Source organism: Paenibacillus macquariensis (genome assembly GCF_900156375.1).
Taxonomy (GTDB): Bacteria; Bacillota; Bacilli; order Paenibacillales; family Paenibacillaceae; genus Paenibacillus_AQ; species Paenibacillus_AQ macquariensis.
Genome location: NZ_FTNK01000019.1, coordinates 81601 through 98016 on the forward strand (window position 1 = coordinate 81601; position 16416 = coordinate 98016).

Sequence of the window (16416 nt, forward strand, 5' to 3'; positions counted from 1 at the left end):
GCTCCAATCCCTGCTTTTATTATTCAGTATGATGCGCGAAATCATTCTAAGTCAACTTAGACGCTCTCCTGTTTCTCACGTGCACCGCCTAATTTAAATACATAGATACCACCTACGATAACCAATACACCTATCAACTTGCTAAATGTAAACGGAACCTTCTCCAGACCCAACCATCCTAGTGAGTCCCACAATAAAGCAAACCCAAGCTGTGAGGTTAGAACGATAGCGATGGCATACGTCGGACTCAGCAGCTTCATCCCCTGCACCATACAGATAACGACACCAACGCCAATCAGTCCGCAGAACCAGTACCATGGCTGCATATTGTGCAAGTTAAACATATCTTTCCCTTCAAAAATTAGACCGAACGTTAATGAAGCCAGGAATCCCATTCCTAATACTAATGTCGTTGTCGCCCAAGACCCCGCACGTTCATTCACCTTACTATTAAAAATATTTTGCAGACTGACCAATGCACCTGCGATAACCGCCAATACGAGTCCTAGCATCATAACTTTTAGTCTCCCATGTGCTGATTTATTCTAATGAAATCTTACGTTTACTCATAGATATTGTGACTTGAAAGTCTACTTAAACCTTCCTTGTCTTTAACATAAATAAACCCTTTATCCCGCTCAATTAGGCCTTCTGTGCAGAACTGTAGGATGACCCGATTCAGATGTCTATAACTGGTCCCAATGAAGTTCGCTGCATCCCTTATATTGACGATACTTTGTTGCCCTTGATTGAGAGATTCCGATCCATTGAATGAGACAGACAATAGATAACTTGCCAGTCGGACTTCCACTGAGTGCATCAAGTTGAAGCTCATGGCATTATTTTTAAGATGAAACTTCCGTGTAATGATATTCAGTAGAAATTGTAGTAATGGCGCATGATCGCTTCCGTATTTTCTTAACCAACGATAATCAATACAGATCATATGGACTGACGATACTGCCTCAACCGTATTGATAATGTTAATTTCCTGCACGTATTCAATATCCCCGATTATTTCAAGCGGTTTCTTAAATGAAAGAATAAGTGTCTTGCCCTCAGCCGAAGTCGTATAGATTTTAACTTTCCCCTTCACAATGACATACAGGACCTCCGAGGGTTCTCCTTGGGAACAGATCAGTTCCCCTTGATCATAGCTATACAACGATAAATAGGGCAATAATGACTCATTAAATACGGACTCTATGTGATGAGCATGCAAATAATTATCTAGTTGCGTACGATCTTTAATTTCTTTCATAACTGTATTCACCTTCCGTCCTTAGCCGCTAACTTAAAAAATATTAAAACCCTAGTATCACCACACCAGCGATCATCATCCCGATGCCAATGAACTGTGGTATTCTCATTTTCTGCTTCTTTACCCCGAACCATCCCTTAATATCAATGATAAAGGTCAGACCCAGTTGAGCAATCAATAGCGCAGATATCGTAAGCGTAACCCCGATGTGCCCAATCGCAGTGACATCACTAAAAATAATAATTGCCGCAAAGGCTCCGCCCATCAAATATAATGGGTTCACTTGCTTAAATCCCTGCCACTTCCCGTCTCGGACAAACATCAGGATAACCAAGGCAGCCATGAATCCTGTGAACTGGGTTATCGTCGCCGCTTGCCATGTCCCAATATCTTGACTAATTCGAGCATTCACTACACCTTGAAGTGTAATAAAGGCGCCTCCAAATAACGCAAATATAATCCCTCTCATCGTCTCTCTCCCCAAATCAATTTCTTTACTTCATTAAATAGATATTCGTGTATTTTGGGAAGGACATATGTCCTCAATCATATTGTGATATGATCTGGGCATGATACAAAATACTAATCAAAAATGGAAACTACATAAGGGAGTGTCAAACAATGTATGATGTTGTCATTATCGGTGGAGGACCCTGTGGCTTAAGCACTGGACTTGCACTTCAAGAAAAGGGGATTCGTTATATCATTATTGAAAAAGAAGCGATTGTGAATTCAATTGTCAATTGTCCGTTAGATATGCGCTTCTATAGTACTTCAGACCGTCTAGAAATCGGTAATATCCCCTTCTTATCTCAAGAAGCACGACCGACACGTTCTGAACTATTAAAGTATTATCGCCTTGTTACCGAACGACAATCCATTAATATCAAATGTTATCATAAAGTTAATCGTATTTCGAAAGAAACGGACTCCTTTACCGTACATGCCGAAGACCGAATAGGATCAGAGATTGTCTATCAAGCCCGGATGATCATTATGGCTACTGGGATATTTGATCACCCGAAAAGGATCGGCGTTGCAGGGGAATCCATGTCCAAAGTGATGCATTATTACAAAGAAGGACATTCCTATCATGGACAAGAAGTAGCCGTAGTAGGAGGTAAGAATTCTGCTATCGAAGCAGCGATCGACCTTTACCGTAACGGGGCTCACGTTTCTCTTATCCATCGGGGAGATAATCCTTACGAAGGAATCAAACCATCTTTACTTCTAGATATCCGTAATTTCATCCAAAAAGAAAAAATTAAATTTTATCCCAATTCTAGTGTTAAAGAGATCCATGATAGATCCATTAGTATACATACACCTGAAGGATTAGTCTCCATTCCCAATGACTATCTCTTTTCCCTGATTGGATATCAACCAAATACAACGATGCTTCAAAGTATTGGGATCGAAGTAGATCCTTCAACATTAGTGCCTACCTTTAATCCAAGTACTTATGAAACAAACGTTGATAACGTCTTTCTTGCAGGTGTCGTAACAGGGGGTACTACTAATCGTGTTTATATTGAGGATGGAAGATTCCACGGATTGAAAATCACAGAAGAAATCGAACGACGCCTAGTATAGAATGAGTGTAGATTCAAAAAAGGGGTGTCTGATATGTGGAAGCATTTTGTAGCACTAGGAGATAGTTTCACAGAAGGGATTGGCGATACAGTTGAGGGTGCAGAGTTAAAAAGTTGGGTCGATCGCTTCGCTCACCTGCATACGCCAGAGTTACAATATACCAACCTAGCTAAACGAGGATTGGTAACCCACGAGGTTCGCTTGAAGCAATTAGAACAAGCTTTAGCATTGCAGCCCGACTTGGTCAGTCTAATCGCAGGCGCTAACGATATATTAAAAGGCCGTTGGAATCGCGATGAATACAAGACCGATATGGAACTTATGATCAATCGTTTACATAAGTCAGGTGCCGACATTATCATAGCTAATCTTCCGGACTTTACAGTTCGATTGCCTTTGCCTGTTGAACAACAACACGTAGTAAAGGCACAATTAATAGAAGCAAATGAAATCATACAATCACTTAGTAACGAATACAAGTTATATCATATTGATTGTTGGAATCACCCTATGGCTAAAGACAATACCTTATGGTCTAAGGATTTGATTCACCCCAATTCAAGAGGATACCGGGTAATTGCTGAGACGATCTTTAATCATGTATCTGTAACATGATGAACAAAAAAAAGGACTAGCCCGTTATATGAATAACAGGTTTGTCCTTTTTTCGATATGTATTATTCAATCATTTTAAGATAACTTTTCTCATCTACCACTCGTCGAGCGGTAACATAACGATCTTTATAGTAAGATTCCGACAACTTACTTATTCTTACTCCCTTACTGCTGGAGGAATGCGCGAATTGATCGTCACCTAGATAGATTCCTGCATGGGAGATTTTATTACTAATGGTATTAAAAAATACCAAATCACCTAATTGCAGATCCTCTTTAGCAACTGCTATTCCCTCTTTGGCTTGAGTCTCTGATGTCCGTGGGAGATTATCAACGTTAAACTTACCCATGATGTACAAGATGAATCCGGAACAATCAAATCCTGAAGCTGTGGTTCCACCCCATAAGTACGGCGTTCCCACTACCTGATTCACTTCACTTTCAATTCTAGCCTCACTTGCTGCAAAAGTACTGGGTGCGGCGGTTGTGAATAATACTGCAGCTCCTAGTAGCGATATGATGAATTTCTTCAGAATGTCGTCTTCCTTTCGATGCCTACGGAGTTAGCTGAGGATTCGGTAAAAGGTTCCCTATATTCTCTTGCTTTCAAGAATAATTCACCCGGAATGGTTCCCCCGTTTTCAAAATAAAAAGAAATTCGGCAATTAGTTAATATTTTGTAACTATTTATACTCTATTATATTTAGAATCACCTTGTCAATCTCTTTTGTTATATTGTAAAAGAAAAACCGAGCCATTTCAGAATTGAAATGGCTCGGTTCGATAAACCCTGTAAGAATATGATCAGAATTTACTTAGCAATAGAAATAGCTGCTTCTAAAGCCACTTCCATCATGCTGTTGAAAGAATTTTGTCTTTCTTCAGCTGTTGTTACAGCATGTGTTACTAATGAATCTGAGATCGTAAGAATACAAGCTGCTTGTTTACCTAATACTTTCGCATTATGGAACAAAGCATAACTTTCCATCTCTACACAAACACAATCATGTTCATTGTAAAAGTCATTGTGACCAGGCACATTGTCTTCATGATAGAATACATCACTTGAATGAATTCTTGCCGTCATGAGTGGTTTGTTGATACTCTTAGCAGCTGCTTCAATTGCCTCATTTAAAGACTGACTTGGTAGTTGTACATTTCCTTCTACGCCGCTTTGTACGTAAGCATATGTAGATTCACTCCATGCACTATCTGCAAGTACCAAATCAAATAAATTCAATTTATCTGTATAAGCTCCTGCACTACCGATACGAATGATATTCTCTACACCGTAACTGTTGTATAATTCGTAAGAATAAATACCGATACTTGGCATTCCCATGCCAGAACCCATCACTGACACTTCTACACCTTTATAAGTCCCTGTATATCCAAACATATTTCGTACCGTGTTGAATTGCGTTGGATTCTCTAAATAGGTTTCTGCGATGTATTTTGCTCGTAAAGGATCTCCTGGCATTAATACGGTTTTAGCGATTTCTCCATTTAGTGCTGTATTGTGTGGTGTTGACATCATTTATACCTCCTATGGTTGTTACTAGAATATTATATTACTATACCGCCCCTGAATTCAAATATACATTCAATATTTTATTTTAGATCGCTTGCAGAACATTTATAGTATGTATAGCAACGTGAAAAAACCGACAGAAAATCAGATAAGATCCTGATCTCCTGTCAGCATTACATCGAACGTATGTGTTTCAATCGAACATTATGAGGCAAACATGACTCTTACATTCCTCTATGGATTTGTTAATGTGCAGCCGTATATTCTTCAAGTTCGCTTGCTGGATCGAACTTTTCTTTGCTCATAAAGAATGCTGCCACAAGTGCGATAACAGAAGGGATAATAGCCCAAGCAAACGTATGAACGATGGACGAAGATAGTGCCTCTGTAATCGAATCAAGTACCTGAGTAGGAATATTTGCCCGAGTCTCTGGGGTCAAGATTGCACTCGGATCACTTAAATCGACACCTTGCGGTGCTTCTCCTCCACTGGCGAACATAGAAGCTAATTTATTCGTAAACACATGACTTTGAATAATACCGAATACCGTAATCCCAAGCGTCATTCCAAGCTCCCGCGTGAAACTAAGTGTCGAGCTTGCAGATCCCCGCTGTCTTGCTGTGAACCCATGAATCGCTGCATTACTTAATACAGAGAACGATGCTCCTATTCCAAGACCAACGAGAAACATTAAGATTGTGACCACGAAGCGCGATGTATCTGTCGTAAGCGTCGTGAGTAGAACAACACCGATAGCAAGTAGCGATAACGTCGATATCATAATCGAGCGATAACTAAACTTAGACAGCAAGATCCCTCCGGCTGCAGCAGTGATCACAGATCCCACCATCATTGGAAGTAATACAAGCCCTGAATTCGTTGCCGATCCACCTAATACACCTTGAATGTAGATTGGAATATAAACAGAGGCAGTGATAAACGCTGCACCGCTAAATATAGCCATGATATTACTTGTGGAATAGAGGCGATTTCTGAACATCCCGAAGGTGATGATTGGTTCTTCTGCCCGACGCTCGATAAATACAAAACTAACAATAAGCACAACGAAAGCTACGAACAGACCCATAATCATCATGGAGTCCCAAGCATATTTCTTACCACCAAGCTCAAGCGCGAACATTAGACAAAGAATGGAAGCTACAAGTGTGAAAGCACCCATGTAATCGATTTTTTGCTTGGAATGCTCGACAGACTCTTTGTAAAAAATAGCAATCATTACGAATGCAATAATACCGATAGGCAAATTGATGTAGAAAATCCAAGACCAATGAAGATAGTCCGCGATATACGCGCCAATCAGAGGCCCAAAGATACTGGAAATACCATAGGCAGCACCGAACAATCCACCTATCTTACCTCGTTTGTCCGGAGCAACCACATCGAACATGATCGTGAATGCGATCGGCACGAGAGCTCCTCCGCCAATTCCCTGTATTGCACGATAAATACTTAACTGCACGATAGATTCCGCCGTACCGCATAAGGCAGAACCGATCATAAATGTAATAAGACCGAAGATAAAGAAACGTTTGCGACCATACATATCCGATAATTTACCGAAAATCGGCATACCGGCCATCTCTGCAATCATATATGCAGAGGTCACCCACATTAATTTGTCTAAGCCCCCTAAGTCCCCAAGGATGGTTCCCATAGCTGTTGCTAATATGGTGTTATCCATCGAGGCCATAAGCGTGGCTAGTAATAGCGCCCCAATGATGACGCCTACTTTATTTTTCTTTTCCATCTTCAATTATTCCCTCCACTTGTTCCTCAGCTTCTACCACAACAAGACCAACCAAAATGTATACTCTATTGCTTTGCAAATAAGTCATGATTCCGATACAATAAATTTAATTAATCGTACGCAAATCAAGTGTCTTGTATATAAAGTATCTTGATTGTCGAGATACTTATATTTTAAAAGGAGTGTTTTCTTTTGTCAAGCAATCAACAAGATCAACCAACCGATTTGCAGGAAAATTTCACCTTGGGCATGCGAGGCCTGGGAACCAGAACCGTCGTATACCAGCAAAATGTAGCTGCCTCTCTTGGGTTATACAATAATGATTATTTATCGGTAGATATCCTGCACGAAAAGGGTCCCATCACAGCCGGAGAGCTATCCAAACTAACCGGTCTTGCTACAGGAAGTGTTACTGCTTTAATAGATCGTCTCGAAAAAAATGGTTTTGTTCGCAGGGAAAATGACCCAAATGACCGTCGTAAAGTCATTATTGTCCCTTTATATGAAAATAAAGAAGAAGTCAGCAATACGTACCACCCTCTTCACTCTGCGATGCTTAAACTAGCTTCATCCTATACGGTTGAAGAACTTGAGCTCATTACACAGTTTTTAGGCAAAGCAAGCACCGTCCTAGAAGAACAGATTGAGCATCTCAGCACTAAGACACGAAAGTAAATCAAAAAGGACGTTATTCCGGTTAGTTGAAGACTTCGGAGTATCGTCCTTTTTCATCTCCATATCAATAAAATATAGGTATCAAGTATCATCACTACCCTTGTCGAATATTGCCTCTATACTCCGATACTTATTTATTGTATAATCTCCCATGTTAAATATTAGTATATTTGTCCCGTACACTAACATAAACCAATGAATATAAATGATATTTCTCGAAAATTTGTTTTCCACTATAAAGGGAGTGACTCATGTTATTAACGAAGTTGTCTACGCAAGTTCTTGATGAAAGTGCGGTCATGGTTGCATTAGAGCAATCACTGGCTATGATTGAGTTTAATACACAAGGAGACGTGTTGTGGGCGAATGAGAATTTTGCTCAGGCGATGGGCTATCAAATGTCCGAGTTGCCAGGAATACACCATCAGCAATTTTGTACGCCAGACTTTGTTAATAGTTCGGAATATAAGACACTGTGGGATAACTTAAGAAAAGGTAAGAAATTTCAGGAGAAAATCGTTCGTGTGACAAAGGATGGCCGTACTCTTTGGCTTGAGGCCACGTATATGCCAATATACAATGAAACTGAACAGGTAGTGGCCGTTCTTAAAGTAGCGACAAACATAACAGCACGAGAAGTTGCCACAACCCAATTAACTACTGAATTAAAAGAGTTGGCAGAGGATTTACTCAAGCGTACAGAAGAAGGTATTAAACGTAATCAACAAGTGGCTATGGCCATTGAGCGTATGATGAACGACAATGAGATCAACTTGAACCATCTTCACAACTTGGAACAGCAAAGTATAGCCATTCAACGCATTGTCAAAACGATTCGGGATTTCGCCTCGCAAGCGAACCTACTCGCATTGAACGCGGCTATTGAGGCGGCACACGCTGGGGAGCATGGACGTGGCTTTAATGTTGTAGCCACTGAAGTCCGTAAACTTGCGAAACACGTTCAGGAATCGGCACAAGAGATTCATTCCACTGTTGAGGAAATTTCTGAACATGTTGGTAGAGTCAGCGGCGGAACAAAAACCTCCCAACAGACAATTATCGATAGTCAACATCAAATACAACAAGCAGTCAGTGAATTCGCGGGTATAAGTGAAGCCGCTGGCAAGCTAGATGCTCAGGCTAAGACTCTGAGCCAAATGTAGTAACATATGCCTACGGGAGCAGCTTCCTTAACCGCCTTATATATTGGCGGTTTTTTTCTATTCATTCACCTGCTATGCCAATTCGAGAAATATATCTCCTTCTTGAACCACTAGAAATATCACTTACATAAACTTAAATATTATTAAAATTACTTGTAAGTACTTAAATATATGATTATAATTACTTACATGGAGGTGTATATTATGTATCAAGAGGAACGATTGTTAAAAATACTCGAATACTTGAAAAAACATCAATCGATGAGTGTTATAGATATTTGTACGCAATTTGAAGTATCAAGGGATACTGCCAGACGGGATATTGTCAGATTGGTACAAGAAGGCGTTGTTATTAGAACTCATGGAGGTCTATCGTTACCTGAGTTACAGAAAGAAATGTTATCTTATCAGGATCGATTGATTGATGAATCCGAGAGCAAGAAAAGAATAGGGAAATTTGGGGCACAACTTATCCAAGACCATGAGACTGTCATTTTAGACGTATCAACCACAGTTCAATTTGTCGCAGAACAAATTACCGCTAACAATATTACGGTTGTCACGCACTCCATTGACAACGTAGGTATTTTATCAAATCGAGATGATCTTCAAATATACATTCTCGGTGGTTACTTGAATGTAAAGCACCGTTTCTTATATGGTTCTTCCATTATCGATAAACTTAGTGAGATTCGTGCTGATAAAGCCTTTATTGGAGCATCGGCGATCCGTTCTGATGGGCTCTACTATCCATATGAAGAAGATGCCCGGGTCAAGAAAGAAATGGCCCGAAGATCTGATCAGGTTATCGTAGTGGCCGATCACACCAAATTTACTGGTAAATCTATTCATCGATTAGACTTTGATTTCGTTGACGTTGTAATTACAAATCGGGAACTCCCGGTTGAAATAAGAGAAGTTCTGGATCAGAAGAACATCACTGTTATTGAGTGTCAGGAAGAACATCAAGAGGTTCGAGAGCAAAATTGATACCCATAGAAAAGAGGAGGATTTTTATGAATTATATCTTACATGATGTACAAATGGTACTTCGAAACAGTATTATTCCATCAGCCAATGTGTGGATTTCTGAAGGGAAAATTATGAGGATAGATACAGGTGATCTTCCTATTCTAGAGGGAGAACATGAACTGATTGATGGTAGAGGGCATTTGTTAGTACCAGGCATGATAGATGTTCATATCCACGGTGCCAATGGTTTTAACATGATGGACGGTAAGGAAGAGAGTATTCAAGAAGTCTCACGTGTATGTGCTTCAACGGGGTGCACTTCATTTCTGGCTACCTCAGTTAGTTCCACGATAGAGGACCTTCTAGAAATGATTCGTAGTGTTAAGCTTGTAAAAGGACATGAAGCAGGAGCAAAGATTGCAGGAATTCACTTAGAGGGCCCTTATCTGAACCCGAAGCGAAAAGGAATGCAGAATGAAAAGTATTTACGGCATCCTGACTTAGAAGAAATGAAGATGATTTTTGAGGAAGCAGGTTCCCTCATTAAGATGGTTACTATAGCACCTGAATTACCGGGAGGCATGGAGTTGATTTCCTTTTTGAAAGAACAAGGAGTCATTATTGCCATTGCTCACTCTGATGCCACATATGAAGAAGCCAAACAAGCCTTTTCAGCAGGTGCTAGTCATGTTACCCATTGTTTTAATGGCATGCGTCCGATTCATCATCGAGATCCCGGGCTTATCGTGGCAGCTTTCGAAGAGAAACATGTGAGTCTTCAAGCTATTGTGGATAATGTCCATCTACATCCTGCTATCATTCGATTGATGCATAGCTTGAAAGGACCAGAAGGAATGGTCTTAATCACAGACGCTTTACAAGCCATGGGTATGGGTGATGGGAATTATATATTTGGAGGCCATCATGTTACGGTAGAGAGTGGCATTGCGAGGCTAGAGGATGGAACATTAGCCTCCAGTACAGTTACCATGAATGAAGCCTTACGTTATACTATCGAAACCGGAATTTCTTTGATCGATGCCGTACAAATGGCTTCAACTACCCCAGCCACAATTCTTGGGCTTCAACAAAAGGGCGAAATTTCATCAGGTTTCGATGCCGACCTTGTCCTCTTGGATGAAGAATTTCAAGTTCTATGGACGATGGTGGGCGGTCAGATTCTATGAGTGAGGAGTATATTCTTGGCATTATATAATGATAAGAATATGTCCCTATGAAATACAAATAACCGCGATGTACGCGGTTATTTTCTTACTTATTCTTGATAAAAACCATTTTTAAAAAAGTTATACCACCCATCAATTGTTTCTATTGGCGAAATATCTAACTTCTTCATAATTTCCCTTGCAAATTCTAAAGAAGCCGTACCATTAGCCGTAATGATATAGTCACTAGAAACTGTCTGTTTTTCTATAAAATTTGTGTCCCCTTTATAATTAGGAGCAAATTTCTTTAAATAATCCAATGAGTTTCCGGTGTGAGGAATGTTGTCTAAATAGCTATGTTCTGCCAAAAAGGTTGTAGCGTCACATATAGCAGCTATGGGTACCCTATCCTGTATACATTTTTCAATAAGTGGAGTAATCGCTGAATTATCTGTCCAAGTTGTACCCCCGATCAAAATTAACATTTCAAACTGTGAGGGTATGCTGTCTATATTATAGTCAGGAATAACAGTAAAGCCGCCCATAGATTTTACATTGTCGCTAGTTAAAGAAACTGTGCTTACTTTGCATCCGCTTTCTGGCTTATTTAGTTCGGCACATATATATCCCGCTTCCCAATCAGCGTATCCATTAGAAATAAAAATCAATACTTCCTTTTTCATATCGTAACACTCCTTTTAATTTGATTATATACAACAAAAGATGACAACGAGGTGTCATCTTTTGTATTGCTCTTGCATTTTATTTATTCTATCTGTAACCTCTGTTACGATGGATTGTGGTTTTATAACTTTGACCTTATCCTGCAAACTAATAATTAAATCAACCGCCCAATTCGTATTAGAAGAATAGAAAATAATATAATTACCATCCTCCGTAAAATTTCTCGCTCCTATCTTATCCATTAATAAATTTTTATGTACCGCTTTGTATTCCAATACTATTTCTTGCAATGGATAATCCTTTGTTTCTCCCAAATCATTTTCTTTAACACTAAAATCCATAGAAATATCTTTTGTCGGCATAGGCGTAAATATTTCTTTTAAATATTTATACGATGAAATTCTATTGATTTTAAACAATCTAAAATCGTGTTGCTCTGTGCAAAAGGCATACAAATACCAGTCGGTATATTTAAAGATAAGTTTATAGGGTTCAATTGTGCGTTTGCTATATTTATTTTTCGAATGGTATTCTATACGGATTCGATTGTTTCTCAAGATGGCTTTTTTAAAATCATCCATCATGGTTTGCGTATATCCATCTGAATACCACGTCGATAAATCAATAACTACATTGCTTTCCATCCGCGCAATATCTTCATTGTTAGGGGATATTCTTGTAATCAATCGTTCGATGATATCTTTATTTTCAAAACTTTGCAGTACTTTTAATCCCATCACAATATTTTGCATGTCATCCGTTGACAGAATGCTTTTATCTAATTTGTAACCTTCTAATATTCCTATGCCCCCACCTATCCCCGGGTATGTAACTATCGGTATTCCTGCCATGTTTAAAGTTTCAATATCTCTAAAAATAGTACGTTTAGAAACTTCTAGTTTTTCGGCTAGCTCCTTAGCGGTTATCTTCTCATTGTTCAATAGTATATTTAAAATACTTAACATGCGGTCAAACTTCATAATATCCCTCGTTCTGTTCTTAGTATATATATCAACTAAATAAGCGATTGTAATGATATATAAAGTATACAGCAATGATTTCGTATTGGTTTGGAAAAAAGTTTGATAATAGAGTGCTATACACGTGGACACCTCAGGTTTTCCACGTTTTTTTGTCGCGAATTAATCTACAAAGTTTTAAAGCCATAGTTAATATTTCTATTAAACAAAAAATAGAGGAGATTAGCCCATATAATGAACTAACCATCCTCTATTTACAATATTATTCCTGATTTTTCCTCTTTTCAATTCTTTCTTCTGACTTCCCCTCTTGCATTTAAAGTTGAGAGAGTACTAGTAACAAACACTAGATCCAAGTATCATTAGCTGCAGTTAATTCGGACTCAGTACCGTCATTATTTACGCTTCTAGGCTCCACCAACATGATATGGCATTCCTTTTCGGAGGAAGGCTTCATCTCGATTCCCTTCGGGAGAATAAACATCTCACCCTTGGAGATTTTAACCTGACCATCACGGAAATCAATGATCATCTCCCCTTCGAGCGTGATAAATACCTTATCGGTATCTTGATGACTGTGCCATTCAAAATCCCCAGCAATCTTAATGAGTTTAAATTGATAGTTATTCATTTCACCAATGACTTTCGGAGACCAAAGATTGTTAAATTTAGATAGCTTCTCATTCAGATTAATAGCTTGGTAATGGATAGTAATCACTCCTTTTTCTCGAATTTTTAGAGCTTACGCAAGGCGGATAATATATTTTGTAAAGCGTATTCGATAGCTAATGGGCCACCAGTAATAGCGGAATTATCCATTAAATAGACATTGCCTTTCTTTACGGCATTCATAGCATTCCACACATTACTTTGTTTTAAGTTATTCATTAATTCCTCCTTTTTTGTAATGTCACCTATAAGGAAAATATGGTCTGCTTGAACAGTTGACATTCCTTCAAACGTAGTAAATTCATTATTTTTACCTGTATATGTATCATCTGGTGTAAGCCCCAGTCCCTTTTCTTTATCAAACGCAAGTTTATAGACCGGATTTCCTTCACCTAGTACATTAAAAGTTTTTCCATCCCAAGACAATATAAGCGCTACTGTCTCTCCTTCCATCGACTTTAATGCTTCACGCCCAGTTGTGATTTCTTTCATCATTTTATCAATTACTTTTTCCGCTTCGTCTTCTTTTCCAATAATCTTGGCTACTGTACGGAGTCCATATTGCCAATCTTCATAGATGTCCTTGTATTTCAACGTAATGACTGGTGCAATTTTATCTAGTGAATCATACACTGCTTCATGATGCTCTGTTGCTAAAATATAATCCGGCTTAATAGATAGAATTTTTTCAATACTAGGAGACACTTTATTTCCTAATTCTTCAGCTGAATCCAGCTTTCCTTTTAAATAAGATAAAGAAGATAGATACTCTTTTTCAGTAGAAGCAGCAGGTGGCTCACCTAATGCAACTAATATTTCAGGATAAAAATACCATAGCGAGGCTATTTTTTCTGGTTTTTTCTCGATAACAATTTCTTTACCTAAGGCATCCTTAAATGTTCTTGGCCAATCAGTTGCATCTACATTAACTGCTGATGTAGAAGCGCCTTCAGTAGTTGATCCTTTATTTTCAGCAGGTGCTTCATTACAACCTGCTAGTATGCCTGCTAATAATAGCATTGAGACTAGCACTCCTTTAATATTTTGCATACGAAATTCCTCCAACATAATGGTTTCTTTGGTTAACCATTATTATAGTAAAGTAATTTTTAGATTAGAATGGATGCATGTTGAAATTAGCATGGATTATTGATGAACTTCTCTCGATATTCAGTAGGAGAAATGCCACATTGTTTCTTGAACACTCTACTAAAATAAAAGGGGTCAGCCATTCCAACCGTTTGCGCAATTTGTTGTACAGGCGCATCACTTGTAAATAGCATTTCTTGCGCCATGTTTATACGATATTTCAATAAATATTCTGCTGGTCCCATACCTGCATGTGTTCTAAATACATAAGAAAGTCGATTTCGATTAACGTTATTTTGTTCTGCAAGCGATGCTATTGTAAGACTTTGATAATAGTTTTGATGAATATAATTAGATATCCGTTCGAATAAAGTATGTGTTTCACAGCTATCTTCCCTATTAACAACACATAATAAGGTCTCATTCAGTACTTCGCGAAACAGCATTTCAGTCTGAAACATCGAAATGCCTCCACGCTGATTATACACATGCCAAAGACGCATAATTAATTCGATAAGACGAGGAGATTGACCTGTTGATAATTCAAAATGCTGATGAGAAAAGCTTGACTCTTTTAGTTCTGAGTTACATATCCGGTATAAAACAAGAATATATTCCCAATTGGTTCTACCAAACATTTTTTGATCTAGTTTCATTTCTGCACCCCCATGCACAACTCTTCCTGGCGAAAAGATATAAGGCGTGCCATTAAATTTAAATTGTATCTTTCCTGTAAGTGGAAACACAAATCCAGGAAAAGAATCTGTATAGTCAGCGTAAGGCACACCTGGATTTCTAGCATATCGATATACTCCTTCTACTTGAAAAGGAGTGTGTGCAAAATGCTCTGCTAACTGATTAACGTCGATTTTCACATTGCATACCTCATTTCAATAGTAGTTTGTTCGGTAATCCTGCTGACTCGGCGATAATTAATTTTCAGTCCCGGCAGCTCCCCATCCCTCTATGTATAAGCGCCCAACAAAATACAATCATAGTGCTATAGCTCGGAGGCATTGGCATCGAGAACCGATTTTAAGTTCAGTTCTCCTCCCTCCTCACGTATACCATCTAATTAGCCACCATAGTCCAATTTTTCTCTTTTAACTGGGCTGTGTAACCTCGGAATCAATTAAAAATCTGCCGCTGGAATGCGGAAAGGTGGGCATGAGAATTCTCACCTATTTTCACATTAATAATAATGATTATCATTGTCAACCTATATGTACAATAAAAATGTCGCACCTGACTAATGTTCAAACAGTCGGGTATCGGCATAGAAATAACGATCTAGCCCTCTATGTTTTACCTAACATCCATAAAGAAACCGCGATACAATTTGACGATTTGCTATTTGCAGAATAATAAAAGCAATCTAATTAAAATGAAGACCCTAGATCAGACATATAATTTGCAAAAAACATAATAAATAGCTACTGTGAACCGACGTGTGACCACAAACTTCCTTCTGAATTTCTTAATCACCATAAAAAACAAAAAAATGCTTGGAAACCCAACCGTTTTTTTTGTTTTTATGGTGGAGCCAAGGGGGTTCGAACCCCTGACCTCTTCGCTGCCAGCGAAGCGCTATCCCAGCTTAGCTATGGCCCCGTGCTAATTTTAACTGTAGGTATTCAACTTTTCTTAGGGTTATGTTTTACCCACCTCGTACGCAGGGGTAAGGATTGAGGTGAAATCCTGATAGATCAAGGGATTTGGAGCTTTGTATTAATGGATGCCTGGGAAAAGAGCGAAAAAAAAGCCGAGCGAAAATCAGGGGGATACCTGAAAATTGCTCGGCTCAGTGGTAAACTTTAAGTGCGAAGTTGCAGACTTTAATTGTTTTCTACACCTAACGAAGCTTAGAACTTCACTTTGTAATTCAAATGTCAGTTCACTTAGTAAAACCTCTAATTCTAAATATACATTTGAGATATATTTTAAATTGGCTTCCCCCTAGAAACATCCAATATACAACTAAATATTCATACGGTGTTCATTTTTTTGAATAATGTTTCATAACCTCAGCGAATACTTTTTTTTATCTATTAAGGTCTTCTATATTCGGTTGTCAAGAATCTATTTCTATTACCGTTAAGTATCTTCACTCTTTTAATCAGATTAAAATAAAAAGCTGATCTTTAACAAATAAATGATCAGCCCTTTTTCTAATTATCATTTTGAATTTTTCTTGCATATATCATAGACATTTCAGAAGTGACATATGCTTGTCTCCTTAAAATTTCATT

The 16416-nt window shown here is 38.5% G+C and carries 17 protein-coding genes, 1 tRNA gene and 1 riboswitch; of the genes, 6 read left to right on the forward strand and 12 right to left on the reverse strand.

Annotated features, from left to right (window positions below):
• Window positions 1-56: 56 nt before the first annotated feature.
• From BW961_RS24435 to BW961_RS24445, 3 genes are read right to left on the reverse strand one after another with little or no spacing between them, the layout of a single operon-like run.
• The gene (locus BW961_RS24435; RefSeq protein ID WP_068590860.1) at window positions 57-515 is read right to left on the reverse strand and encodes a DMT family transporter; all 459 of its coding nucleotides are present in this window, start codon (window positions 513-515) and stop codon (window positions 57-59) included.
• Between the two features lie 47 nt (window positions 516-562).
• Window positions 563-1261 (reverse strand): Crp/Fnr family transcriptional regulator, encoded by a 699-nt coding sequence (locus BW961_RS24440; protein ID WP_068590862.1) that lies wholly within the window; start codon window positions 1259-1261, stop codon window positions 563-565.
• A gap of 43 nt (window positions 1262-1304) precedes the next feature.
• Window positions 1305-1730 carry a DMT family transporter gene (locus BW961_RS24445; protein ID WP_068590864.1) on the reverse strand — a complete coding sequence of 142 codons (426 nt, stop codon included), beginning with the start codon at window positions 1728-1730 and terminating at the stop codon, window positions 1305-1307.
• A gap of 152 nt (window positions 1731-1882) precedes the next feature.
• Here BW961_RS24445 and BW961_RS24450 point away from each other — a divergent pair, with 152 nt between their 5' ends.
• Both BW961_RS24450 and BW961_RS24455 read left to right on the forward strand, forming a co-directional pair.
• Entirely contained in the window at window positions 1883-2854 is a 972-nt protein-coding gene (locus tag BW961_RS24450; RefSeq protein ID WP_068590866.1) for a YpdA family putative bacillithiol disulfide reductase, read from the forward strand.
• A gap of 33 nt (window positions 2855-2887) precedes the next feature.
• Window positions 2888-3469 carry an SGNH/GDSL hydrolase family protein gene (locus tag BW961_RS24455; protein WP_068590868.1) on the forward strand — a complete coding sequence of 194 codons (582 nt, stop codon included), beginning with the start codon at window positions 2888-2890 and terminating at the stop codon, window positions 3467-3469.
• Between the two features lie 62 nt (window positions 3470-3531).
• Here the strand turns inward: BW961_RS24455 and BW961_RS24460 are convergent, their stop codons facing one another.
• The 3 genes from BW961_RS24460 to BW961_RS24470 all read right to left on the reverse strand — a co-directional run bounded on the left by BW961_RS24460 (window position 3532) and on the right by BW961_RS24470 (window position 6769).
• On the reverse strand, window positions 3532-4002 hold the full coding sequence (locus BW961_RS24460; protein ID WP_068590870.1) for a C40 family peptidase: 471 nt from the start codon (window positions 4000-4002) through the stop codon (window positions 3532-3534).
• A 4-nt stretch (window positions 4003-4006) separates the two neighbouring features.
• Window positions 4007-4143, reverse strand: a riboswitch (cyclic di-AMP (ydaO/yuaA leader).
• Between the two features lie 137 nt (window positions 4144-4280).
• Window positions 4281-5003: a purine-nucleoside phosphorylase gene (deoD, locus tag BW961_RS24465; RefSeq protein WP_068590872.1), complete on the reverse strand. Its 723-nt coding sequence runs from the start codon at window positions 5001-5003 to the stop codon at window positions 4281-4283.
• Window positions 5004-5245: 242 nt separating this feature from the next.
• Window positions 5246-6769 carry an MDR family MFS transporter gene (locus BW961_RS24470; protein WP_068590874.1) on the reverse strand — a complete coding sequence of 508 codons (1524 nt, stop codon included), beginning with the start codon at window positions 6767-6769 and terminating at the stop codon, window positions 5246-5248.
• A gap of 249 nt (window positions 6770-7018) precedes the next feature.
• Here BW961_RS24470 and BW961_RS24475 point away from each other — a divergent pair, with 249 nt between their 5' ends.
• The 4 genes from BW961_RS24475 to nagA all read left to right on the forward strand — a co-directional run bounded on the left by BW961_RS24475 (window position 7019) and on the right by nagA (window position 10766).
• Window positions 7019-7444: a MarR family winged helix-turn-helix transcriptional regulator gene (locus BW961_RS24475; RefSeq protein ID WP_170878607.1), complete on the forward strand. Its 426-nt coding sequence runs from the start codon at window positions 7019-7021 to the stop codon at window positions 7442-7444.
• A 251-nt stretch (window positions 7445-7695) separates the two neighbouring features.
• Complete coding sequence (locus BW961_RS24480; RefSeq protein WP_068590879.1) at window positions 7696-8607, forward strand: methyl-accepting chemotaxis protein; 912 nt, start codon at window positions 7696-7698, stop codon at window positions 8605-8607.
• A 204-nt stretch (window positions 8608-8811) separates the two neighbouring features.
• Complete coding sequence (locus tag BW961_RS24485) at window positions 8812-9597, forward strand: DeoR/GlpR family DNA-binding transcription regulator (protein ID WP_068590881.1); 786 nt, start codon at window positions 8812-8814, stop codon at window positions 9595-9597.
• A 26-nt stretch (window positions 9598-9623) separates the two neighbouring features.
• Window positions 9624-10766, forward strand: coding sequence for an N-acetylglucosamine-6-phosphate deacetylase (nagA, locus tag BW961_RS24490; protein WP_068590882.1), 1143 nt, complete (start codon window positions 9624-9626; stop codon window positions 10764-10766).
• Window positions 10767-10855: 89 nt separating this feature from the next.
• On the opposite strand, the gene BW961_RS24495 is transcribed toward nagA, so the two are convergent.
• The 6 genes from BW961_RS24495 to BW961_RS24520 all read right to left on the reverse strand — a co-directional run bounded on the left by BW961_RS24495 (window position 10856) and on the right by BW961_RS24520 (window position 15778).
• A complete protein-coding gene (locus BW961_RS24495) occupies window positions 10856-11428 on the reverse strand; it encodes a type 1 glutamine amidotransferase family protein (protein ID WP_068590884.1) in 573 nt (190 codons plus the stop codon).
• 54 nt (window positions 11429-11482) lie between these two features.
• A complete protein-coding gene (locus tag BW961_RS24500) occupies window positions 11483-12409 on the reverse strand; it encodes a helix-turn-helix transcriptional regulator (RefSeq protein WP_068590886.1) in 927 nt (308 codons plus the stop codon).
• A 346-nt stretch (window positions 12410-12755) separates the two neighbouring features.
• Complete coding sequence (locus BW961_RS24505; RefSeq protein ID WP_068590944.1) at window positions 12756-13118, reverse strand: cupin domain-containing protein; 363 nt, start codon at window positions 13116-13118, stop codon at window positions 12756-12758.
• Window positions 13119-13144: 26 nt separating this feature from the next.
• Window positions 13145-14128 (reverse strand): ABC transporter substrate-binding protein, encoded by a 984-nt coding sequence (locus BW961_RS24510; protein WP_068590888.1) that lies wholly within the window; start codon window positions 14126-14128, stop codon window positions 13145-13147.
• 86 nt (window positions 14129-14214) lie between these two features.
• Entirely contained in the window at window positions 14215-15042 is an 828-nt protein-coding gene (locus tag BW961_RS24515) for a helix-turn-helix transcriptional regulator (protein WP_068590890.1), read from the reverse strand.
• A gap of 660 nt (window positions 15043-15702) precedes the next feature.
• Window positions 15703-15778, reverse strand: a tRNA-Ala gene (locus BW961_RS24520).
• Window positions 15779-16416 lie beyond the last annotated feature (638 nt).

What these genes read in the sequence shown, in the direction of transcription:
- BW961_RS24435 (WP_068590860.1), bottom strand. Translation starts at nt 515, where the DNA reads ATGATGCTAGGACTCGTATTGGCGGTTATCGCAGGTGCATTGGTCAGT.
- BW961_RS24440 (WP_068590862.1), bottom strand. Translation starts at nt 1,261, where the DNA reads ATGAAAGAAATTAAAGATCGTACGCAACTAGATAATTATTTGCATGCT.
- BW961_RS24445 (WP_068590864.1), bottom strand. Translation starts at nt 1,730, where the DNA reads ATGAGAGGGATTATATTTGCGTTATTTGGAGGCGCCTTTATTACACTT.
- BW961_RS24450 (WP_068590866.1), top strand. Translation starts at nt 1,883, where the DNA reads ATGTATGATGTTGTCATTATCGGTGGAGGACCCTGTGGCTTAAGCACT.
- BW961_RS24455 (WP_068590868.1), top strand. Translation starts at nt 2,888, where the DNA reads ATGTGGAAGCATTTTGTAGCACTAGGAGATAGTTTCACAGAAGGGATT.
- deoD (WP_068590872.1), bottom strand. Translation starts at nt 5,003, where the DNA reads ATGTCAACACCACACAATACAGCACTAAATGGAGAAATCGCTAAAACC.
- BW961_RS24470 (WP_068590874.1), bottom strand. Translation starts at nt 6,769, where the DNA reads ATGGAAAAGAAAAATAAAGTAGGCGTCATCATTGGGGCGCTATTACTA.
- BW961_RS24475 (WP_170878607.1), top strand. Translation starts at nt 7,019, where the DNA reads ATGCGAGGCCTGGGAACCAGAACCGTCGTATACCAGCAAAATGTAGCT.
- BW961_RS24480 (WP_068590879.1), top strand. Translation starts at nt 7,696, where the DNA reads ATGTTATTAACGAAGTTGTCTACGCAAGTTCTTGATGAAAGTGCGGTC.
- BW961_RS24485 (WP_068590881.1), top strand. Translation starts at nt 8,812, where the DNA reads ATGTATCAAGAGGAACGATTGTTAAAAATACTCGAATACTTGAAAAAA.
- nagA (WP_068590882.1), top strand. Translation starts at nt 9,624, where the DNA reads ATGAATTATATCTTACATGATGTACAAATGGTACTTCGAAACAGTATT.
- BW961_RS24495 (WP_068590884.1), bottom strand. Translation starts at nt 11,428, where the DNA reads ATGAAAAAGGAAGTATTGATTTTTATTTCTAATGGATACGCTGATTGG.
- BW961_RS24500 (WP_068590886.1), bottom strand. Translation starts at nt 12,409, where the DNA reads ATGAAGTTTGACCGCATGTTAAGTATTTTAAATATACTATTGAACAAT.
- BW961_RS24510 (WP_068590888.1), bottom strand. Translation starts at nt 14,128, where the DNA reads ATGCAAAATATTAAAGGAGTGCTAGTCTCAATGCTATTATTAGCAGGC.